The following is a 19,913-nucleotide window of genomic DNA, read 5'->3' as shown; positions in this document are numbered from 1 at the left end:
TTTTAAATATTTAGCGCATAATAAAGCTGACCAAGCGCCAAGCCTTCATCGCCTGCTGGGTTTTGACGCGGTAAATAATACCTAATGCCAGCATTATTTAATAGATTAAGCGTGCGTTTTAAAAGCGCATAATTTGCAAAAACTCCACCGCCTAAAACCACGCCTATTTCATTATCTTTTACATATTCATTTTGTGAAATATCAAATATTAGCTTTGCTACTGCGTTAATAAATCCAGTTGCTACTACTTTTGGCTCATCTTTTATAGCTTTTTCAAAAATGCCTTTAAAGTTTATTATTTCATCATTTAGGCTAAACTCATAGCAGATATTTAAACTTTCATCATAAAGAGCTTCTAAACTCATCGCCCCTTGCCCATCAAAACTAATCTCATCTAGCCCACAAAGCAAGCAAGCAAGCCCATCAAATATCCGTCCTAGCGAGCTTGTGCGGATTTTGCTAGCATTTAGCGCGCTTTTTAGAGCAGTAAATTTATCGCCTAATTTAGAATAAAATTTTGGCGCATTTATATTGTATTTTTGTAAAATCGCAAAGGTTAAAAAATTTATATTTTTAATAGCATTTTGCCCGCCAATTAGCAAAAAATCATCAAAATGAAAAACGCGCTTTAAGCCAGATGGCGTATTTTTGAAAATCTCACCACCCCAAATCTCGCCATTTTGACCAAAGCCAGTCCCATCAAAGCCAAAAGCTAAAATTTTACTATCAAATTTTAAATTATGCTCGCATAAAACACTATAAATATGGGCTTGGTGGTGCTGGATTTTTAAAATTTCATAACCTAAACTCTCAAAATATTGCGTATGCATAAAATGCGGATGTAAATCGCCAACTACTAAATCAAATTTTAAATCATATGTTTTTTTATAAAAATCCAAAAGATTTAAAAAACGCTCAAAGCTTGAAATATTCTTTAAATCGCCTATATAAGGACTTAGAAAAATTAGCCCATCTTTATAGATTGCAAAGCTATTTTTAAGCTCGCCACCAAGAGCTAGGATGCAAGATTTTTTATTAAAATTTGTATTAATTATGCTAGGTTTAAAGCCGCGCGAAGTGCGTAAAAACTGCCTTATTGGCGCTAGATTGTTACCTAAATTAAGGCTAAAAGCTATGCTATCATCACTTGGATTTATGATTTTTCTATTATGATCTAAGGCAAGATCAAAAACGCCGCCAAGCTTTGATTTTAAGGCATCAAAATCGCTAATAATAGGCTCGGAGCTAAGATTAGCACTAGTTGCAATTAGTGGATTTTTAAAGTATTCAAAAAGCAAAAGATTAAATGAAGTGGGTGCTAAGAAAATGCCGATTTTATCAAGATTTGGCGCGATTTGCTCTAAGTAATTTTTATTAAAATTTTGCCTATTTTTTTTGGCTAAAATTATAGGCTTTTGCGGGCTGTTTAAAAGATCTAGCTCTGCTTTGCTTAGCTTAGCAAATAGCGCACTTTGCGTGCTATCTTTTAGCATTATGGCAAAGGGTTTGTGGGGGCGATTTTTCTTTTTTCTTAGCTCTTTTATGGCCTTATAATTTAGCGCATCCACGCACAAATGAAAGCCGCCAAGGCCTTTAATGGCTAAAATTTTGCCATTTTTTAGCGCAAGGCTCGCCATTTTAAAAGCCTGTGTATCGCTAGCTAAAATATTGCCATCAAAATCCCTTAAATACGCCCTTGGCCCGCAATTATTACAAGCAATTGGCTGAGCGTGAAAACGCCTATCTAGTGGGTTAAGATATTCTTTTTTACAATTCTTACAAAGCTTAAAGCCGGCCATGCTTGTGTTTGATCTATCATAAGGCAGGGCATTAATGATTGAAAATCGCGGCCCGCAATTTGTGCAAGTAATGAAAGCATGGTGATAGCGCGGGTTTTTGCTATCGTAAAATTCATTTTTGCATTCATCGCAAATAGCAAAATCGCTTAAAATCGGTGCTATTTTTTTGGCGCGTTTTGAAGGTAAAATTTTAAACTCTTTGCTAGCGTTTTTTGAAATTTTAATCTCGCAAACGATTAAATCATCAATCCTAGCAAGCACGGGAGATTTTGTTTTTAAACTCTCAATAAAATCAAGGCAGTTTTTTTCTTCACCAAAAATGCGTATTTTTACGCCACTTTCATCATTAAACACATCGCCACTTAATTTAAAATTTAAGGCCAGCTTATACACAAAAGGCCTAAATCCAACGCCTTGAACCAGGCCAGCAACTGCGATTTTAAAAGCTTTTTTCATTAAATTTCTAAGGGGTAAATTTGGCTAAAAGTAGCTTTTGTGTGTAAAACGCAAAGCCGTGAGAGCGATTTTGTGCTAAATAAACTCCCGCATAAAATCTCCCCCTGGCAATCTAGCTCAGCACGCAAAATATCGCACATATCGCCTATAAAAAAGGCAAGACTTTCAATTATCCCAAAAGCAATATCTTGCTTGCTTGCCCCAGCTAGCCTAAAACTCATCGCACTTGAAATTAGCCCAAATACATCAAGTTCATTTTTGTTTATGAGCTTATAGCTAATCCTTACGCCTTTTTGCAAGTTAAAATCATCGCCAAGCTCTAATATTTCATCATCAAAATTTAAAATTTCTTTTATGATATTAAATAAAGCATAAAAAGAATTGTTTGCCCCAATCTCGCCAGTTTTTAAGGTGAAATTTGCTTTAAAATTATTTAATAAATTTTGATTTATGTTTTTATAAATTTCATCAAAGCTTGAAGGCGTAGTGATTTTAAGCATTTCGTAGCATTCATTATTTTTAAAAACCCTAATAAAATCATCGCTAGTTTTGCTTAGATTAAATACTGCGCTGGTTTTATTTTCAAGCGATTTTTCAGCCAAAATCAGCTTTATTAGTTCGTTATTAGAGTTAGCTTTTTTTGGGCTAAAATCAAAACCTGAGTTTATTAAAACGGCCTTATTTAAAAGATTAACACTAAAAATTTCACTCTTGCTTTTAACACCTAAAAAGGCGATATTTTCTAGCTTTTGGCAAATTTTAAAAATATTTAAATCCCAAGGCAATCTAAGATTAAAAGATCGTGGCGCGTTTTTATGATTTTGGCGGTAAAGCGCGCTAGTTTTTAATCTAAGCACAGGTTTTTCAAAACTACAAAGAGCTATTAAAGCACTTTCATCTGCTATGAAAATTTTAGCGATATTTTCAACCCTTACAGGCACCATATAATCACAAGCAAAATCCCCAAAAGCACAAATTTCTAAATCTTTATATCTTAATATCTGAGCGTTATTTAGCGTGGCTATGGCACTGTTTATAAAATTTTCATCGCTTCTAGCATCAAATTCATTTACTCCATTTTTCAAACAATAAGGCGTGATATTTTCACTCTTAAAATTGCTTTTTTGAAAAATATTTTTTTGCTCATTAAAAGCTGAAATTTCACGCTTGAAAACTTCGCTGTTTTCTAAAAAAATACTATGTGGGATTTGGCTAATTTGCGAGCTTATAAAATTTTCAAGCTCAGCTGTTTTGGCCTTTACAAAAAGCCTAAAAATCCCATCGCTTTTGGTTATTTTGTATTCTAGCGCGCTATTTTTAGCCATAAATTCCAAAAAATCGCCAAAATAAAAAGCCTTAATATAAAAACAAAACTCCAAAACCATTCTTACTCCAAATTCCGCTAATACAATGCTTTAAGCCATTTTGATAAAATTTCATCGATATTAAAATTTGCCTTTTGCTCGCAGCTAAAACCAAGCTGGCCTAATTCATCTAAAAGCACTTTTTGCATAGTTTTAAGCGCATTTTTAGCTTGCGAGCTTAAAGAAAAACTCATAGGCTCAATGCGTTTTGGCACCACACCTAGCACCTTTACACTTTTTGGTAAAACGCCGGATAATTCGCACATTTGTAAGGTTTGGAGCATTTCAACCTCGTGGGCTGAGCCGCTCCACTTTATGCTTTTTGGCATAGCATTATAATCAAAAAAATACACATCGCCAGCCTTGCTATCATCTGCTTCAATACAATCACAAACTATTAAATAATCGCTATTTGCAATAAGTGGAGTAAGCGCATTTGCCATAGTCCCACCATCAATAAAACTAAGCTCATGCAAAGAGCTTTTGAAATTAAAATTTTGACTTATTAAATTTATAAAATGCACGCCCAAGCCCTCATCGCCAAACATCACATTACCAATGCCAAGTATTAAAATTTTCATCTCTTGCCTTAAATTTTAAAATTTTAAAGATTAATATGATCGTTAAAAACCGCCACCAAGCCTGCTTTTTTGATAGCTTGCTTCATTTGCTCTACGCTTCTTAAATCATTAATTTCAAATTGATCATCGCCGCTTTTTTTGCCACTATGCGCGCCTATGCCAGCACTTACGCCAGCACTAAGTTTAGTAATGCCAAAATGCATAGCGCCATTTCTAAATTTTTCATTTTCTCGCGTGCTTAGCGTAATGCCAGCATAAGGCGCAAAAAGTCTGTAAGCGCAGATTATTTGGGCTAATTCTTGCTCGCTTACGCCTGATTTTTGGCGCGCATTATGTATAAATGGGCGCAGGCGCGGCACTGAGATTGAAATTTGAGCGTGCGGATATTTTGCTTGGAGCAAATGCGCGTGTAAGCCAGTAGCTAGCGCGTCTTTTCGCCAATCATCTATGCCTAAAAGCGCGCCAAAAGCCACGCCACGCATTCCGCCCTTTAATGCGCGCTCTTGCGCGTTAAAACGATACGGGAAGATGCGTTTATTGCCATCAAGGTGAATTTTTGCGTATTTTTTGGGGTTGTAAGTTTCTTGAAAAACCGTTACAAAATCCACTCCATTTTGGCACAAATTATCATATCCATCGGTATTTAATGGATAAATTTCAACCCCAAGCGTGGCAAAATATTTACTAGCTTTTTTACAAGATTTACTAATATAATCAAGCGGGGTTTTGCTCTGGCTCTCGCCAGTTAGCACCAAAAGTTCGCACAGCCCGCTTTTTGCGATGCTTTCTAGCTCGGCTTGTAAGCCCTCATCGCTAAGCTGGGCGCGGCGGATTTTATTTTTAGAATTAAAGCCACAATAAACACATAAATTATCGCAGTGATTTGCTATATAAAGCGGAGTAAAAAGATAAATATTTTTGCCAAAATATCGCTCTTTGCTTGCTTTGCTAGCTTGGGCTAAATCTTCAAGCAACAAAGCAGCCGCAGGGCTTAAAAGCGCTTTAAAATCGCTTAAATTTAACGCTTCTTTTCTAAATGCTTTATTGATTGCACTTTTTACTTGGCTTTGGCTTATGGCGTTAAAATCGGCATTTTCGCACTCATCTAATACACAATTCATTATTTTATGATCGCTTTGTTCTTGATGGCTTAAATAGCTCATACAATCTAATAAATTTTTCATAAACGCTCTTTTTAGTGGCTGATTTTACGCTATTTTGACAAATTTTGTATAAATAAGGTACAAATTTTAAAATTTTAAATGCGTAAAAAATAATTTCTTTAATTTTTTTTAATTAAAAAAATAAAATAAAAAAATTTAAATAAAATTAAAAAAATTTTGGCAAAATTACGCACATAAAATCACAAAAGGAGAAAAAATGGCAAACACAGTTACTCTAACAGACAACCGCACCGGTAAAAGTTATGAATTTCCTATCCTTGATGGTTCAAAAGGACCAAGCGTAATTGATATAAGTTCGCTCTATGGGCAAACTGGTATGTTTACTTATGATCCAGGCTATACAAGCACAGCAAGCACTAAAAGCGATATAACCTTTATAGATGGCGAAAAAGGCGAGCTTATGCACAGAGGTTATGATATCGCCTGGCTAGCTGATAATAAAAAATATTTAGATGTAGTTTATTTATTGCTTTATAAAAAATTGCCTTCACAAGATGAATTATCTGCTTTTCGCACTGAGCTTAAACAACGAAGCTATATAAATGAAAAAATGATTAAACTTTTTGATGCCTTGCCTGATAAAGCACATCCAATGGCAGCATTACAAGCTACAACAGCAATGATGAGCGCTTATTATAAACGCGATATGAATATGGACGATATGGATGATTATATGGAGCTTGCTAAGCGCTTGGTGGCTAAAATTCCTACTCTTATCACTTTTTATTATCGCCATGTAAGAGGTTTTCCTAAAATTTACCCAGATTTAGATCGTGGTTTTATAGAAAACTTTTTATATATGATGCGCGCATATCCGCACGATAGAGTGGATTTAAAACCTATTGAAGTAAAAGCGCTTGAGGCTGTATTGCTTTTACACGCTGATCACGAGCAAAACGCCAGCACTTCAACCGTGCGCACAGTAGGTAGCACGCACGCACATCCTTATGCTTGCATAAGTGCTGGTATCGGTGCGCTATGGGGACATGCTCATGGTGGCGCAAATGAGGGCGTGATTCGCCAGCTTGAAATGATAGGCACGCCAGAGCGCGTAGATGAGTTTATCGCAAAAGCAAAAGATAAAAAAGATCCATTTAGACTAATGGGCTTTGGGCATAGAGTTTATAAGAATTTCGACCCGCGCGCAAAAGTACTAGGTAAATTACGCGATCAACTAATCGATGAAATCGGCATAGATACAAATTTAATAAAAGTAGCAAAACGCATCGAAGAAATAGCCTTACAAGATGAATATTTTGTAAGCAGAAAACTATATCCAAATGTGGATTTTAATAGCGGCTTAATCCTAAAAGCCTTAGGCATTCCAAATGAAATGTTTGCGGCGATTTTTGTAATGGGACGCGTGCCAGGCTGGCTAAGCCAATGGATAGAGCAAAAAGAAAACGCACCTGTAAAAATCACTCGCCCAAGACAACTCTACACAGGCCCTGTTTCACAAGCTTAATTCTATTAAAAGCCCGTTTTACGGGCTTGATTATCTTTGATATTTATTAAAATTTACTTACACTTGTACCAAAATGCCTAAAACATTGTTATTTATAAAATTTTAAACTTATAGTTTTTTATATATTGCGTTTTAATAATTAGGATCTTATCTATTGCCACCTTAAAATACTGCTGATTTTCCCATTGCTTTTTTTGCCAATTATAATTAATCTTTTTGTTATTTTACTATTTATTTGCGGATAATCTTTTTCATATTTTCTAATTGTTTTAAAATTTTATTTGCTTAATACCCGCTAAAACCTGCCATAGCTATATCTTTTGAATCAGCCATTGTTTTTTACTCCTTTTTTAATTAAAATTTCTTTTATTTTATATAGCTCGTTTTTGTGTAAAAGAATGCCGCTTAGGTAAGCGTGCATAAATTTTGGTTCACACTCTAAAATCAAGTTTTTTGTCAGCTCGTATTCAAAAAGCTTAAAGCTTTTTATCTGGCTATATGCCCTAACTATAACCTTATTTAGGCAATAAACCTCTATCCTATCATCAAAAAGCATAATTTTTTTAAATATAAGCGTTATATCAAGAAAGCCAACTCCAAATACACCAAACAATCCAACACAGAACAACCAACCACTTGTTTTAGCTTATTGGCTTTTGGCTCTTGTGCCAAAAAATAGATAACCAAAGCCATCATTAAGCCTGTCGCAACTAGTATCAAACCGTGAAAAATCCTGCTTTTTGCCACAAAAATTGGCTTATCATTTAGCATTTCATTTTCATTCATTTTTTGCCTTTGATTGTTTTTAATAAATTCCAAAATCCACATTCTACCCAGCTTGATTTAAAAGCTATTTTATCACCATTATGCCCTGTCTTATAAGCATATATTGTGCTAAGCTTGCGCATAATGGTCCAGTATTTGGATCGCTAAAAATACGAACTACTTCAAATTTTGTGCCAGTGTCTGGGTTTTCTATGATGATATAACCATCTTTGCTTTTTAAAGGTTGCTCTGGAGAATTTTTATTTAATGGCTTTGATAAATTTTCTAATTCTTTTCCATCGTTATAAGCCATCTCAGCTAAAAACGCACTATCATTTATTATTAATAGTGCCTCTGGTGTAAGTGTCCTATTTTCATCAAACATTTCGATTGTTTTAATTGTCGCCATTGTTTTCTCCTTTTTGGCTAGATTTTTTATTTTTTGATTTTCTAATTTTAAATTTTCTAAATATTGAAAAATAAGATTATCCTTAATGTAAAAACTTTTTTGATAAGTTATCCCGCCACCATCTTTAAAAGTATCAAAAAATAACATTAAATAGGTGCTAGCATAATAAGGTCCATATAAATTTGCCACTATTATTCGCTCGTTGTTCTTTTTTTTATCTACATAGTGCTTTAATTGATGAGGCATAGGTAATAAAGGACATTTAGAAGGGTCATCAACGCAATCATTATACGGATCTGCGTAACCTATGCTAAATCTTTTAAAATTAACTGGCAAAGTATAGTTATCATCAACAATCTCTATATCATACATAGTTTTATCTTTTGTTATATTATAAAAAATAATCTTTTGAGGCACTTCCATTTCCCAAATGATAAAAAGCGTAGCCACCAAACCTGTATAAAAACGCACTTTGCTAGTCCTTTCGTTTAAATAAAAATGAAGCACCCAAAGCGGCGTACCTATCACATATCCAGCCAAAAACAATAAATAAAGCGTATGATCGGTATCTATAGCGTAACAATAAACAGCACAAAACCCCACAAAAACAAACAAAAACACAGAGAGTAAAATCTGGAATTTAAGCTTAATATTTAAGCTCATCGCAGAGCTTATCGCCATCGCCCAAAAATACGGAAAAAAATAAGCAAAAATAAAAATAAAAAACGGAAATAAAAGAAAAAATAACAAAATATCTCCTTTAAAAATCTTTAAATTTACTGGCAAAAATCTAAAATTTTAAACCAAAACCCGCATTTTAGTAAAAAACTAGCTTTTTTTAAGCTAAATTCTAGATAAATATTACACAAATTCTAGAATTTTATTAATTCATTATTCTTTAAAATATTTAAATATTTTAAAGAATAAATTTACATATTTTAATATAACACCGCAATTAAATTTATTCTATGTTTTAAAATAATATTTTTTTAAATTGACTAGTAATTTTTTAAAAAGCAAAATTTTATTTGCTTATTTTGTAAAATATCTTAATTTTTGAATGTTGAATTTTAATTTTCTAAGCCATACTAAGTTTTCTCATATGATAGCGCAATTAGCTAGCTTTTATTTGCAGTTTTTATATTAAAATTTTTAAAATTTTAATATATTTTGATAAAGAATTTGAAATTTTAATTTTTAAAATTTTAAAAGATTTTAATAAAGAATTTGAAATTTTAATGTTTAAAATTTAGAATTTTTAAAGAACTTTAAGCGTGCCAGATTTGCGCGATTAAATATAAAGTGTGTAATTAAATGTAAAATACGTGCCAAACATACAAGCGCGTTTAATTAAAGTGTGCCATAAATTAAAATGCGTAAATTTAAAATGCGTTAAATGTAAAGCACGCAATCAATAAAAATGCGCACTAAATTAAAGTGCGCCATTTACGCACTTTAATTAAGCTTATTTCACGATGATTTCGCCCTTAATCCCCTCAAATATGACAGCGCCAATGCCCTTAACCTTTTTAATATCATCAATCTCATTAAAAGGCCTAGCAGCAATGATAGCATCGGCTTTTGCTGAGCCTATGCCTTTTAGGCTCATTAGCTCTTCTTTGCTAGCCGTGTTGATATTTACAGCGCCAAACATAAGCCCAGCCAAAGCTAATAATAACACTAAAATCTTTTTCATATTTTCTCCTTTAAAAGCAAATTTTTAGAGTTAAAGGCGCGTATTTTAGCCATTTGTGTATAAATTATGGCTTAATAATACAGCATTTTTTGTATTGTTTAGCCACTAATTTGCATTTATAGCAGTTTAACCAATAACCTAAAAGCACATCAATTTATCATTATTGCATCATCTGTGCTAAAAAAATATTTGATTTTCAAGCTTTAAATAAGCTTTGTTTTTTAACTGCTCATATTCATCTTTGCTTAAAGTGCGACTATCGCTTTGGATTTGGTTTAGAACTTTCTAAATCCGCTTTTTCTTGTGCTTTGTGTTCTTTTTTATTTGGCATTTTAACTCCTTTTATTTATTGTGATTTATTGCGTTGTTTTATAGTTATAATGCGAAGTTAAGTTTTATAAAATTTACATATTTAAAATAGATAATTTAAAATTTGAATGTAGTTTTGAGATTTTAAAATTTGAGTGTAGTTTTACGATGTTAAAATTTTTGATAATTTTTATTTTAAAATTTTAATATCAATTACAAACAAATTTCTAATTTAAAAACTTAAATATAAATCAATATAAATTAAAAAAAGATAAAATTTTAATCTAAATAAAAAGCAAGTAAAGCAAATAAAATTTTTAGAATATAAATAAAAAAACCCATAATAAAAATAAAAGATAATTTAAAAAATAAACTTTGAATAAATTTTAACAAAGCCCGCAGCGACCTACTTTCCCGGTCCCAGTAAGAGATAGTATCATCAGCCATGACGAGCTTAGCTTCTTGGTTCGAGATGGAGCAAGGCGTTTCCTCGTCTGTATAGTCACGAGCATTGTTAAATAAAAAAATCCTCTTGCAACTTTAATGTAAGATAAAATGCAATGATTTTTTTATTTAACAATGCTATAAAGCTTTACATTGTAAAAGATACAAGCTTAATCAATTAACACTTCTAAGGATTTTATCCTTAACAAGGAAGTGATGCTTATAAAGATAAGCAAACGAGCTATTAGTACTGGTCAGCTAAATGGCTTTCACCACTTACACACCCAGCCTATCAAACGGATAGTCTTTCCGAGCTCTTAAAAGAAGATTCATCTTGGAGTTGGCTTCGAGCTTAGATGCTTTCAGCTCTTATCACATCCGAACTTAGCTACTCTGCGATGCTCTTGGCAGAACAACAGATACACCAGTGGTTCGTTCAACTCGGTCCTCTCGTACTAGAGTCAACTCTCCTCAATCTTCTTACGCCCACGGCAGATAGGGACCGAACTGTCTCACGACGTTCTGAACCCAGCTCGCGTACCGCTTTAAATGGCGAACAGCCATACCCTTGGGACCTGCTCCAGCCCCAGGATGCGATGAGCCGACATCGAGGTGCCAAACCTCCCCGTCGATGTGAGCTCTTGGGGGAGATCAGCCTGTTATCCCCGGGGTACCTTTTATCCTTTGAGCGATGGCCCTTCCACACAGAACCACCGGATCACTAAGACCGACTTTCGTCCCTGCTTGGCCTGTATGCCTCGCAGTTAAGCTGGCTTATGCCTTTATACACAACTTGCGATTTCCAACCGCAATGAGCCAACCTTTGTAAGCCTCCGTTACATTTTGGGAGGCGACCGCCCCAGTCAAACTACCCACCAGACATTGTCCTACTTGCGGATAACGCAAGCTAGTTAGCTACCCAAATAAGAAAGAGTGGTATCTCAACAATGGCTCCACTAGAACTGGCGTCCTAGCCTCAAAGCCTCCCACCTATCCTGCACATTCTTATCCAAGTAGCAGTGTCAAGCTATAGTAAAGGTCCACGGGGTCTCTCCGTCTTGCCGCGGGTAGGAGGAATTTTCACCTCCACTACAATTTCACTGGATCCCTCTTTGAGACAGCTCCCATCTCGTTACGCCATTCATGCAGGTCGGTATTTAACCGACAAGGAATTTCGCTACCTTAGGACCGTTATAGTTACGGCCGCCGTTTACTCGGGCTTCGATCAAATGCTTCGCAGAGCTGACATCATCAATTAACCTTCGAGCACCGGGCAGGCGTCACACCCTATACATCCTCTTACGAGTTAGCAGAGTGCTGTGTTTATGGTAAACAGTCGGGAGGGACTCTTTGTTGTAACCTTCAATGCTTTGTGGAGTAAATCCACTAACAAAGTTAGGCACACCTTATACCGAAGATACGGTGCTATTTTGCAGAGTTCCTTAAAGAGAGTTCTTCCACGCGCCTTAGAATACTCATCCCACCCACCTGTGTCGGTTTACGGTACGGGCAATTATTGCTAAACTTAGAAACTTTTCTTGGCTCGATAGTATTATGGATTCTTAATCTACTCCGAAGAGCGTCATAAGCCTTTAAGATCTCGGATAAAAAATGGCGGATTTGCCTACCACTTAACCTACTTCCTTAGACTAGCACTTCCATCCGCTAGCTCCACTAACTTTAAGCGTCCTTCCATCGCACACAATAATTGGTATCGGAATATTAACCGATTTTCCATCGCATACCCCTTTCGGACTTTGCTTAGGACCCGACTAACCCTACGATGACGAGCATCGCGTAGGAAACCTTGGGTTTACGGCGAAGGGGATTCTCACCCCTTTTATCGCTACTCATGCCTGCATGCTCACTTCTATTTGCTCCAACGCTCCTTACCGGTACATCTTCAACGCTAAATAGAACGCTCTCCTACCGCTTGCACACAACTTAGATTATTTAGCAAAATTTTAAAATAAGAATATTTTTTAAAATATTTTTAAAAAATACTATTATTAAAATTTTCAAATTTCTAACTTTATAAATTTTAAAATTTAACCATAAATAAAAGTTAATTTATATAATCTAAGTTGTATGCAAGCCTAAAGCTTCGGTACTCATTTTAGCCCCGTTATATTTTCCGCGCAAAATCACTAGACCAGTGAGCTATTACGCTTTCTTTAAAGGATGGCTGCTTCTAAGCCAACCTCCTGGTTGTTTCAGTAACTTCACATCGTTTTCCACTTAAATGAGATTTTGGGACCTTAGCTGTTAGTCTGGGTTGTTCCCCTCTTGACGACGGATTTTATCACTCGCCGCCTGACTGCTGTGATTACATACTAAGTATTCGGAGTTTGATAGGGTTTGGTACATTGGTGTATGCCCTAGCCCATTCAGTGCTCTACCCCTTAGTATTACGACACAACGCTATACCTCAATATATTTCGGAGAGAACCAGCTATCACGATGTTTGATTGGCCTTTCACCCCTATCCACAAGTCATCAGGAGCTTTTTCAACAGCCGTCTGTTCGGTCCTCCACCGGCTCTTACACCGGTTTCAACCTGCTCTATGGATAGATCACATCGTTTCGGGTCTGCAGCATCTGACTTAACGCCCTATTAAGACTCGCTTTCGCTACGGCTCCGGGTTTGCTTAACCTTGCCAGATACCACAACTCGCAGGCTCATTATGCAAAAGGCAGTCCATCACACTGATAAATCATAGTGCTCTGAATGATTGTAAGCAAATGGTTTCAGGTTCTATTTCACTCGGCTCACCGCCGTTCTTTTCACCTTTCCCTCACGGTACTTGTTCGCTATCGCTCTAGTAGTAGTATTTAGGGTTGGATAGTGGTCTACCCAGCTTCAAACAGGATTTCACGTGTCCCGTCCTACTCAGGATCCTGCTAAGTAAAACGAAGCTTTCATATACGGGAGTATCACCCTCTATGCTCAGGCTTTCCAGCCTATTCTATTAGCTAAGTTTAGTCTATATTGCAGTCCTACAACCCCACTAGCAAGCTAGTGGTTTGCCCTCTTACGCGTTCGCTCGCCGCTACTAGCGTAATCTCTATTGATTTCTTTTCCTTAGGGTACTTAGATGTTTCAGTTCCCCTAGTTCGCTCCACATTGGGTAAATGATATTACTATCATTTGGGTTGCCCCATTCGGAAATTCCCGGATCAAAGCTCCTTGACAGCTCCCCGAGACTTATCGCAGCCTGGCACGTCCTTCATCGCCTCTACTAGGCAAGGCATCCACCATTTGCTCTTAGTAGCTTACCTTTATTTGAATTACAAAATTGTGTATTCTAATGCATCACTTCCTTGTTAAAGATAAAAGATGATTTAAAATTTTTAAATAAATTAGAAAATTTTTAAACTTTTATAATATTTAAACTTTAAACCCCAAGACGGAAAGCATTAACTGGCTTATTATAAAAATAATAAGTTTGGATAGTTAAACTTAAATTGCAAGAGTTTAATGCTTAAAGCTTTAACAAGTCCTGTAAAATTGTATTAAACTTGATTTCTTTTAACAATGATAATTTAAATAACGCTTAGACTAGAAAGTCTAATCAAAAAACTTTGATTTAAAATTTGGGTAAGTTTTTTGATTAGACTTTATGGTGGGCCTAACAAGACTTGAACTTGTGACCTCACCCTTATCAGGGGTGCACTCTAACCAGCTGAGCTATAGGCCCTAATAATACAATCAAAATGCGAAAGTTGTCAATCTCTCAAACCTAAACAAGCTCTAATCAAGCTTAATGAATATCTTGTGAGAGAATATTCAAATGTACTCTAGAAAGGAGGTGATCCAACCGCAGGTTCTCCTACGGTTACCTTGTTACGACTTCACCCCAGTCGCTGATTCCACTGTGGACCATAACCAGTTTGGTATTTGGGCTTCGAGTGAAATCAACTCCCATGGTGTGACGGGCGGTGAGTACAAGACCCGGGAACGTATTCACCGTAGCATGGCTGATCTACGATTACTAGCGATTCCGGCTTCATGCTCTCGAGTTGCAGAGAACAATCCGAACTGGGACATATTTTATAGATTTGCTCCACCTCGCGGTATTGCGTCTCATTGTATATGCCATTGTAGCACGTGTGTCGCCCTGGGCATAAGGGCCATGATGACTTGACGTCGTCCACACCTTCCTCCTCCTTACGAAGGCAGTATATTTAGAGTGCTCAGCCGAACTGCTAGCAACTAAATACGTGGGTTGCGCTCGTTGCCGGACTTAACCGAACATCTCACGACACGAGCTGACGACAGCCGTGCAGCACCTGTCTCTAAGTTCTAGCAAGCTAGCACCCTCTTATCTCTAAGAGGTTCTTAGGATATCAAGCCCAGGTAAGGTTCTTCGCGTATCTTCGAATTAAACCACATGCTCCACCGCTTGTGCGGGTCCCCGTCTATTCCTTTGAGTTTTAATCTTGCGACCGTACTCCCCAGGCGGCATACTTAATGCGTTAGCTGAATTACTGCCCTAACTAGTAGAGCAACAACGAGTATGCATCGTTTAGGGCGTGGACTACCAGGGTATCTAATCCTGTTTGCTCCCCACGCTTTCACGCATTAGCGTCAGTTGAGTTCTAGCAGATCGCCTTCGCAATGGGTATTCTTCTTGATCTCTACGGATTTTACCCCTACACCAAGAATTCCCATCTACCTCTCCCTCACTCTAGATTATCAGTTTCCCAAGCAGTTTAATGGTTAAGCCATTAGATTTCACAAAAGACTTGATAATCCGCCTACGCGTCCTTTACGCCCAGTGATTCCGAGTAACGCTTGCACCCTCCGTATTACCGCGGCTGCTGGCACGGAGTTAGCCGGTGCTTATTCCTTTGGTACCGTCAAAATTCTTCCCAAAGAAAAGGAGTTTACGCTCCGAAAAGTGTCATCCTCCACGCGGCGTTGCTGCTTCAGGCTTTCGCCCATTGAGCAATATTCCCTACTGCTGCCTCCCGTAGGAGTCTGGACCGTGTCTCAGTTCCAGTGTGACTGATCATCCTCTCAGACCAGTTAAGCGTCATAGCCTTGGTGAGCCATTACCTCACCAACTAGCTGATACTATATAGTCTCATCCTACACCGAAAAACTTTCCCGCTCTAACTTGTGTTAAAGCGGAGTATAGAGTATTAGCAGTCATTTCTAACTGTTGTCCTCTTGTGTAGGGCAGATTAACTATACCTTACTCACCCGTGCGCCACTAACTCATAAGAGCAAGCTCTTACTTGTCCGTTCGACTTGCATGTATTAGGCACGCCGCCAGCGTTCACTCTGAGCCAGGATCAAACTCTCCATAAAAATGAAAGTTTAATCTAAAAACTAATTTAGAAATGTAAAATAATTTTAGTCATATAAAATGACTGGCTCAATTAGATCACTTGTTTAGATTTCAAAGATTGACTTTGTTGTAAAAAAACAATTTAAAATTAAAAAAACACGCTCAAAGCACGATATAATCAGTGTTTCAAGCACCTTGCTCCGTTAAGCAAGAGCGAAATTATACAAGCGCTAGGCTTAAATGTTGCTTAAATAGAAAAAACTTTTTTAAAATTTCTAAAATCTATTAAAATTTCTAAAAATTTTAATACAATTACTAATTTAGCAAGCAATATATAAAATTTCAAAGGCAAAAAATGCCACAAATTTCATTAGAATCAAATCAAATGCTTGATAATTTCGTGCTAAATTACGAACTTAGCAAACATTGCAAAATCGCACCTACGGCGTATAAATTTTGGCAAAAGACGATTAGCGCGCATTTTAGTGGCGCAAGGGCTGTATTTTTGCTAAAATCATCAATCCCGCCAAAATACCAAGAGCAAATCCAAGAATGCTCCAATCTTAGCGGATTAGTGCTAAGTAGCGCATTTTGCGCATTTAGCGGGCTTGCTAGCTCGCACCTTACGCGCTCAAACTGCTCGCGCTTAAATGAATTATTAAAAATTCATAAAATCGGCCCTTTTAAATTCGTAGATTTACGCCATTTTCTAAACTCTTTGGGCTTGGAAAACGATGCTAAAATTTACATCGAAAAATGCAAATTTTTCTCGCCTGCACCGCTTGAAAAATGCATAAAATTAACGCCGACATTGTGTTTGGGCTATTATTAAACTAAATAAATTTTAAAATTTATAATTAAAATTTACGTAATATTAACGCATACGAAAACTTAAAGCCTCGATAATATGTTCTTTTTGTATTTGCTCGCAAGAGCTTAAATCTGCGATAGTGCGCGCTACTTTTAAGGTTTTGTTTATACCGCGCTGGGTTAAATGATAATTGCTAATGGCTTTATTTAGCACCTGCTCGCTTGCGTTATCGATTTGGCAAAAGCGTGCTATATCGCGCTCATCTAGCTTGCCATTTAGTTGCTTTTGCTTGCGTAAAATTTGAGCATTAAAAGCTTGCATTACTTGTTTGTGCATTTGCTGGCTTGTTAGGCTACTAGCGTCATTTGCGCTTATTTCGCTCATAGCCACATATAAATCAATACGATCAATTAACGGAGCAGAAATAGCACTTTTATAACGAGCGATATCGCGCTCATTACAACGACAATTTAAGCTTTGAGAAAAGGCATTGCCACAAGCGCAAGGATTCATCGCGCTCACAAATAAAAATTTTGTTTCATAGCGCACTTTTGAATTAACGCGCGAAATGTTTATGCAATTATCTTCAAGCGGTTCGCGCATACTTTCAAGGATTTGCTTACCAAAATGCGGTAATTCATCAAAAAATAGCACACCACCATTTGCAAGCGCAACCTCGCCGATTTTTGCCATTTGCGAACCGCCACCAAAAATGCTCGAACGCGTGCTAGTATGATGTGGAGCGCGATAAGGTCTAAGCGCGCTAAAATCGCTATCTTGGCTATTTAAACTAGCATAAGCACTAGCTAATAAAACCTCATCTAAACTTTGTGGTGGCAAAATATAGCGCAAACGCTTCGCGCTCATTGATTTGCCACATCCTGGGCTGCCTTCAAATAAAATATTATGCATCCCAGCAGCTGATATAATACAAGCACGCTTGGCTCTATCTTGGCCTTTAATATCACTAAAATTTAGCTCATAATTTGTATTAGGGACAAAAACTTGTCCTGCGATATTTAAAGTATGCTCAAATAATGGATGCGTAGCAGTTACAGCACAAGTCTTAGCAAAATCGCTATCGCAAAAAAACCTAAAAGCTTCTTCAAGATTACAAATGCTAAAAACTTCTAAATTTGGTATCATCGCAGCTTTTAAAGCTATGTCTTGTGGGACTAAAACGCGGATATTTTTTGCTTTTGTGCTTAAAAATAATAAAATTGAAAACAGCTCAGCATTAGAGCGCACATTGCCATCAAGCCCCAACTCTCCAAAAACGAAAAAATCATTATCAAAGCGAATTTTTTGTAGCATAATTAACAAGGCTATTGCCAAATCAAAATGCGAGCCATTTTTTTTCACATCGCTTGGGCTAAGATTTACACTAACGCGCATAGCTGGGAGTTTGGCGTGTTCGCAAGATTTTTGCAAATTATTAAGAGCGGCTTTTACTCGCGTGGTGCTTTCTTTTATCGTGGTGCCAGCAAGCCCTACAATTTCAATAGCTGGCAAGGCCGGGCTAAGCGAAACCTCGATATTTATTATATGCAAACTATCGCCAAGACAAGCCGATTTTAACGATTTCATTTATTTGTGCTTTGTTTAAATTTTAAATATATTAAAATTTGCGTAAATTTTAAAATTTGCTTTTGCTTCATTCAAAGCCCTAATTTTCACTTTTTGCTTTTAATTCTTTGATTTTTGCTTTATAGTCTTTGTCGAACTTTTTGCGTTTTGTGTAGCCGATTTTTTCTATAAATAAATGACCTTCTAAATGATCGTATTCGTGCTGAATGCAAACAGCTTTTAATCCATCAGCACTTAAAATTTGCTCTTTACCAAATCTATCAAAAAATTTTAATTTAATACTTTTAGCCCTTTTAACATCTTCGTAAAAATCAGGCACGCTCAAACAACCTTCTTTACATATTTGCTCGCCTTCAAGCTCAATAAATTGTGGATTTATAATTTCAAGCAAATCTTCTTTAAATTGCTCAGCAATAAACTCGCCATTTTCATCTAATTCTTGGCTTTGGCGCGGTATTAAAACCAGCATCGCACGAATTGGCTTATCTACTTGTATGGCCGAAATCCCTATGCCATCATAAGCTCGCATAGTATCATATAAATCATCTAAAAATTTATGCAAATTTTCATCAAAATTTTCTACTGGCTTACTTTTCATAAATAAATTTTTATTTGGGTAAGTGATTACTTTTAATACCATTTTTAATCCACTATAAAATAATCTTTGCCACTTGATTTTTCTAAACCATCAAGCGCGCTTGATATTAGTTCCTCAGCACTCAAATCTGCTTTTAGCGGAGCTATGACGATTTGTATTTGTAATTTAATCTCTGATTCGCTAATAAAAAATTTAGCCTGTCCTAGCAAGCGTTGTATTCTCTCACAAGCCATCTTGCCACCTTCTATATCGGTGTGTTGCATCAAAACGCCAAAACAGCCATTTTCATAATGAGCCACAATATCTGAGCGGCGCGAAATATTAAATAAAGTTTGAGCGATATTGCGTAAAATCCCGCGTTTATCGTTTATAGAATCAATACTTGCAAGCACTTTTGGATCCACTTGGGTTAGCATTAAGGTTTCGTTATAGCCGTATTTTTTAACATATTCAAGGTTGTTTTTTATAATAGCTATAAAATATCTTTTATTAAATACAGCATATTGCGTATCATAAACGCTTTGATTTGAAATGCTTTTAAATACTCTGCCGATTTCATCATAGCTCGTTTTTATGGCTTCTACATGGCGAGCGATTAGGGCATTTAGCTTTAATAAATCATCATTAAAGGCCTTTATGCAACTTTGGATTTCAAAAGCGTTAGTGTCGTTTTTGCTCTCATCTAAGCGCTTTTTAACTATGCCCTCCATTACTAGCAAATTTTTATAAATCACAGTGATGATTTGTAAAATATTTTTAATTTGAAGAAAACCATGCCTTATGTCAGTTTCCATTTGAACGCGGGTTTGAGTGCTAATTCTCTCGCTACTTTCCATACTGGCTATATAGCCTTTTAGCTCGCTATCTTCGCCCTCTAAAAGCTTAGCAAAATAAATTTCATAATTTTCAGGTGTGGCGACTACTTTATCATTTAACATATGATCAAGCACATTTGTAGCAAATCTTGCGATGGAATTTAATAAAGAAGCATCTATTTGCGATGCTGGTTTTTTTACCTGCTCTTTTACTGATTTTTCTTCTGTGTTTTTGGTGATTGTAATTTCTTTGGCGTTTTTATTAAAATTTGGCTTTCTATCACTTTGTAAGCTAACCGCTGGCATATCGATCCTTTTTTTACTTAAAATTTAAGG

13 protein-coding genes, 1 tRNA gene and 3 rRNA genes are annotated in these 19,913 nt (G+C 36.3%); 2 read left to right on the top strand and 15 right to left on the bottom strand.

Annotated elements, in window-relative coordinates:
* Positions 1-2 precede the first annotated feature (2 nt).
* The 4 genes from hypF to thiH are packed head-to-tail and all read right to left on the bottom strand — an operon-like array spanning position 3 to position 5,384.
* Entirely contained in the window at positions 3-2,255 is a 2,253-nt protein-coding gene (gene hypF / locus CINF_RS00145) for a carbamoyltransferase HypF (RefSeq protein WP_179975295.1), read from the bottom strand.
* A complete protein-coding gene (locus CINF_RS00140) occupies positions 2,255-3,640 on the bottom strand; it encodes a hypothetical protein (protein ID WP_179975294.1) in 1,386 nt (461 codons plus the stop codon). The genes hypF and CINF_RS00140 overlap by 1 nt, the downstream gene beginning before the upstream one ends.
* A gap of 17 nt (positions 3,641-3,657) precedes the next feature.
* Positions 3,658-4,200, bottom strand: a complete 543-nt coding sequence (locus CINF_RS00135; RefSeq protein WP_179975293.1) for a HyaD/HybD family hydrogenase maturation endopeptidase — start codon at positions 4,198-4,200, stop codon at positions 3,658-3,660.
* Positions 4,201-4,223: 23 nt separating this feature from the next.
* Positions 4,224-5,384, bottom strand: coding sequence for a 2-iminoacetate synthase ThiH (gene thiH, locus CINF_RS00130; protein ID WP_179975292.1), 1,161 nt, complete (start codon positions 5,382-5,384; stop codon positions 4,224-4,226).
* 196 nt (positions 5,385-5,580) lie between these two features.
* Between thiH and CINF_RS00125 the strand changes: the two genes are divergently transcribed.
* Complete coding sequence (locus tag CINF_RS00125) at positions 5,581-6,849, top strand: citrate synthase (protein ID WP_178697439.1); 1,269 nt, start codon at positions 5,581-5,583, stop codon at positions 6,847-6,849.
* A gap of 325 nt (positions 6,850-7,174) precedes the next feature.
* Here CINF_RS00125 and CINF_RS00120 read toward each other — a convergent pair whose 3' ends face one another.
* From CINF_RS00120 to CINF_RS00085, 8 genes are all read right to left on the bottom strand, one after another.
* On the bottom strand, positions 7,175-7,405 hold the full coding sequence (locus CINF_RS00120) for a hypothetical protein (protein ID WP_179974818.1): 231 nt from the start codon (positions 7,403-7,405) through the stop codon (positions 7,175-7,177).
* A 20-nt stretch (positions 7,406-7,425) separates the two neighbouring features.
* Complete coding sequence (locus tag CINF_RS00115; protein WP_179974819.1) at positions 7,426-7,635, bottom strand: hypothetical protein; 210 nt, start codon at positions 7,633-7,635, stop codon at positions 7,426-7,428.
* Between the two features lie 64 nt (positions 7,636-7,699).
* Positions 7,700-8,773 (bottom strand): hypothetical protein, encoded by a 1,074-nt coding sequence (locus CINF_RS00110; RefSeq protein ID WP_179975291.1) that lies wholly within the window; start codon positions 8,771-8,773, stop codon positions 7,700-7,702.
* A 715-nt stretch (positions 8,774-9,488) separates the two neighbouring features.
* Positions 9,489-9,719 carry a ComEA family DNA-binding protein gene (locus CINF_RS00105; RefSeq protein WP_179974642.1) on the bottom strand — a complete coding sequence of 77 codons (231 nt, stop codon included), beginning with the start codon at positions 9,717-9,719 and terminating at the stop codon, positions 9,489-9,491.
* Between the two features lie 702 nt (positions 9,720-10,421).
* Positions 10,422-10,538: ribosomal RNA gene (rrf, locus tag CINF_RS00100) — 5S ribosomal RNA — on the bottom strand.
* Positions 10,539-10,696: 158 nt separating this feature from the next.
* A 23S ribosomal RNA gene (locus CINF_RS00095) occupies positions 10,697-13,751 on the bottom strand.
* Positions 13,752-14,093: 342 nt separating this feature from the next.
* A tRNA-Ile gene (locus tag CINF_RS00090) sits at positions 14,094-14,170 on the bottom strand.
* A gap of 104 nt (positions 14,171-14,274) precedes the next feature.
* Positions 14,275-15,786, bottom strand: a 16S ribosomal RNA gene (locus CINF_RS00085).
* Together the 16S, 23S and 5S rRNA genes with 1 tRNA gene alongside form the textbook arrangement of a ribosomal RNA operon.
* Positions 15,787-16,121: 335 nt before the next feature.
* Here CINF_RS00085 and CINF_RS00080 point away from each other — a divergent pair.
* Positions 16,122-16,598, top strand: coding sequence for a cysteine permease (locus tag CINF_RS00080; RefSeq protein ID WP_179975290.1), 477 nt, complete (start codon positions 16,122-16,124; stop codon positions 16,596-16,598).
* A gap of 42 nt (positions 16,599-16,640) precedes the next feature.
* Here the strand turns inward: CINF_RS00080 and CINF_RS00075 are convergent, their stop codons facing one another.
* The 3 genes from CINF_RS00075 to CINF_RS00065 all read right to left on the bottom strand — a co-directional run bounded on the left by CINF_RS00075 (position 16,641) and on the right by CINF_RS00065 (position 19,883).
* Positions 16,641-18,164: a YifB family Mg chelatase-like AAA ATPase gene (locus tag CINF_RS00075; RefSeq protein ID WP_178695492.1), complete on the bottom strand. Its 1,524-nt coding sequence runs from the start codon at positions 18,162-18,164 to the stop codon at positions 16,641-16,643.
* A gap of 79 nt (positions 18,165-18,243) precedes the next feature.
* Positions 18,244-18,804 carry a peptide deformylase gene (def, locus tag CINF_RS00070; protein ID WP_178695512.1) on the bottom strand — a complete coding sequence of 187 codons (561 nt, stop codon included), beginning with the start codon at positions 18,802-18,804 and terminating at the stop codon, positions 18,244-18,246.
* A gap of 2 nt (positions 18,805-18,806) precedes the next feature.
* Positions 18,807-19,883 carry a GGDEF domain-containing protein gene (locus CINF_RS00065; protein ID WP_179975289.1) on the bottom strand — a complete coding sequence of 359 codons (1,077 nt, stop codon included), beginning with the start codon at positions 19,881-19,883 and terminating at the stop codon, positions 18,807-18,809.
* Positions 19,884-19,913: the final 30 nt, after the last annotated feature.

It is taken from the genome of Candidatus Campylobacter infans, assembly GCF_013416015.1.
In the GTDB taxonomy this organism is placed as follows: domain Bacteria; phylum Campylobacterota; class Campylobacteria; order Campylobacterales; family Campylobacteraceae; genus Campylobacter; species Campylobacter infans.
This window is presented reverse-complemented; position numbering and strand designations above follow the sequence as displayed.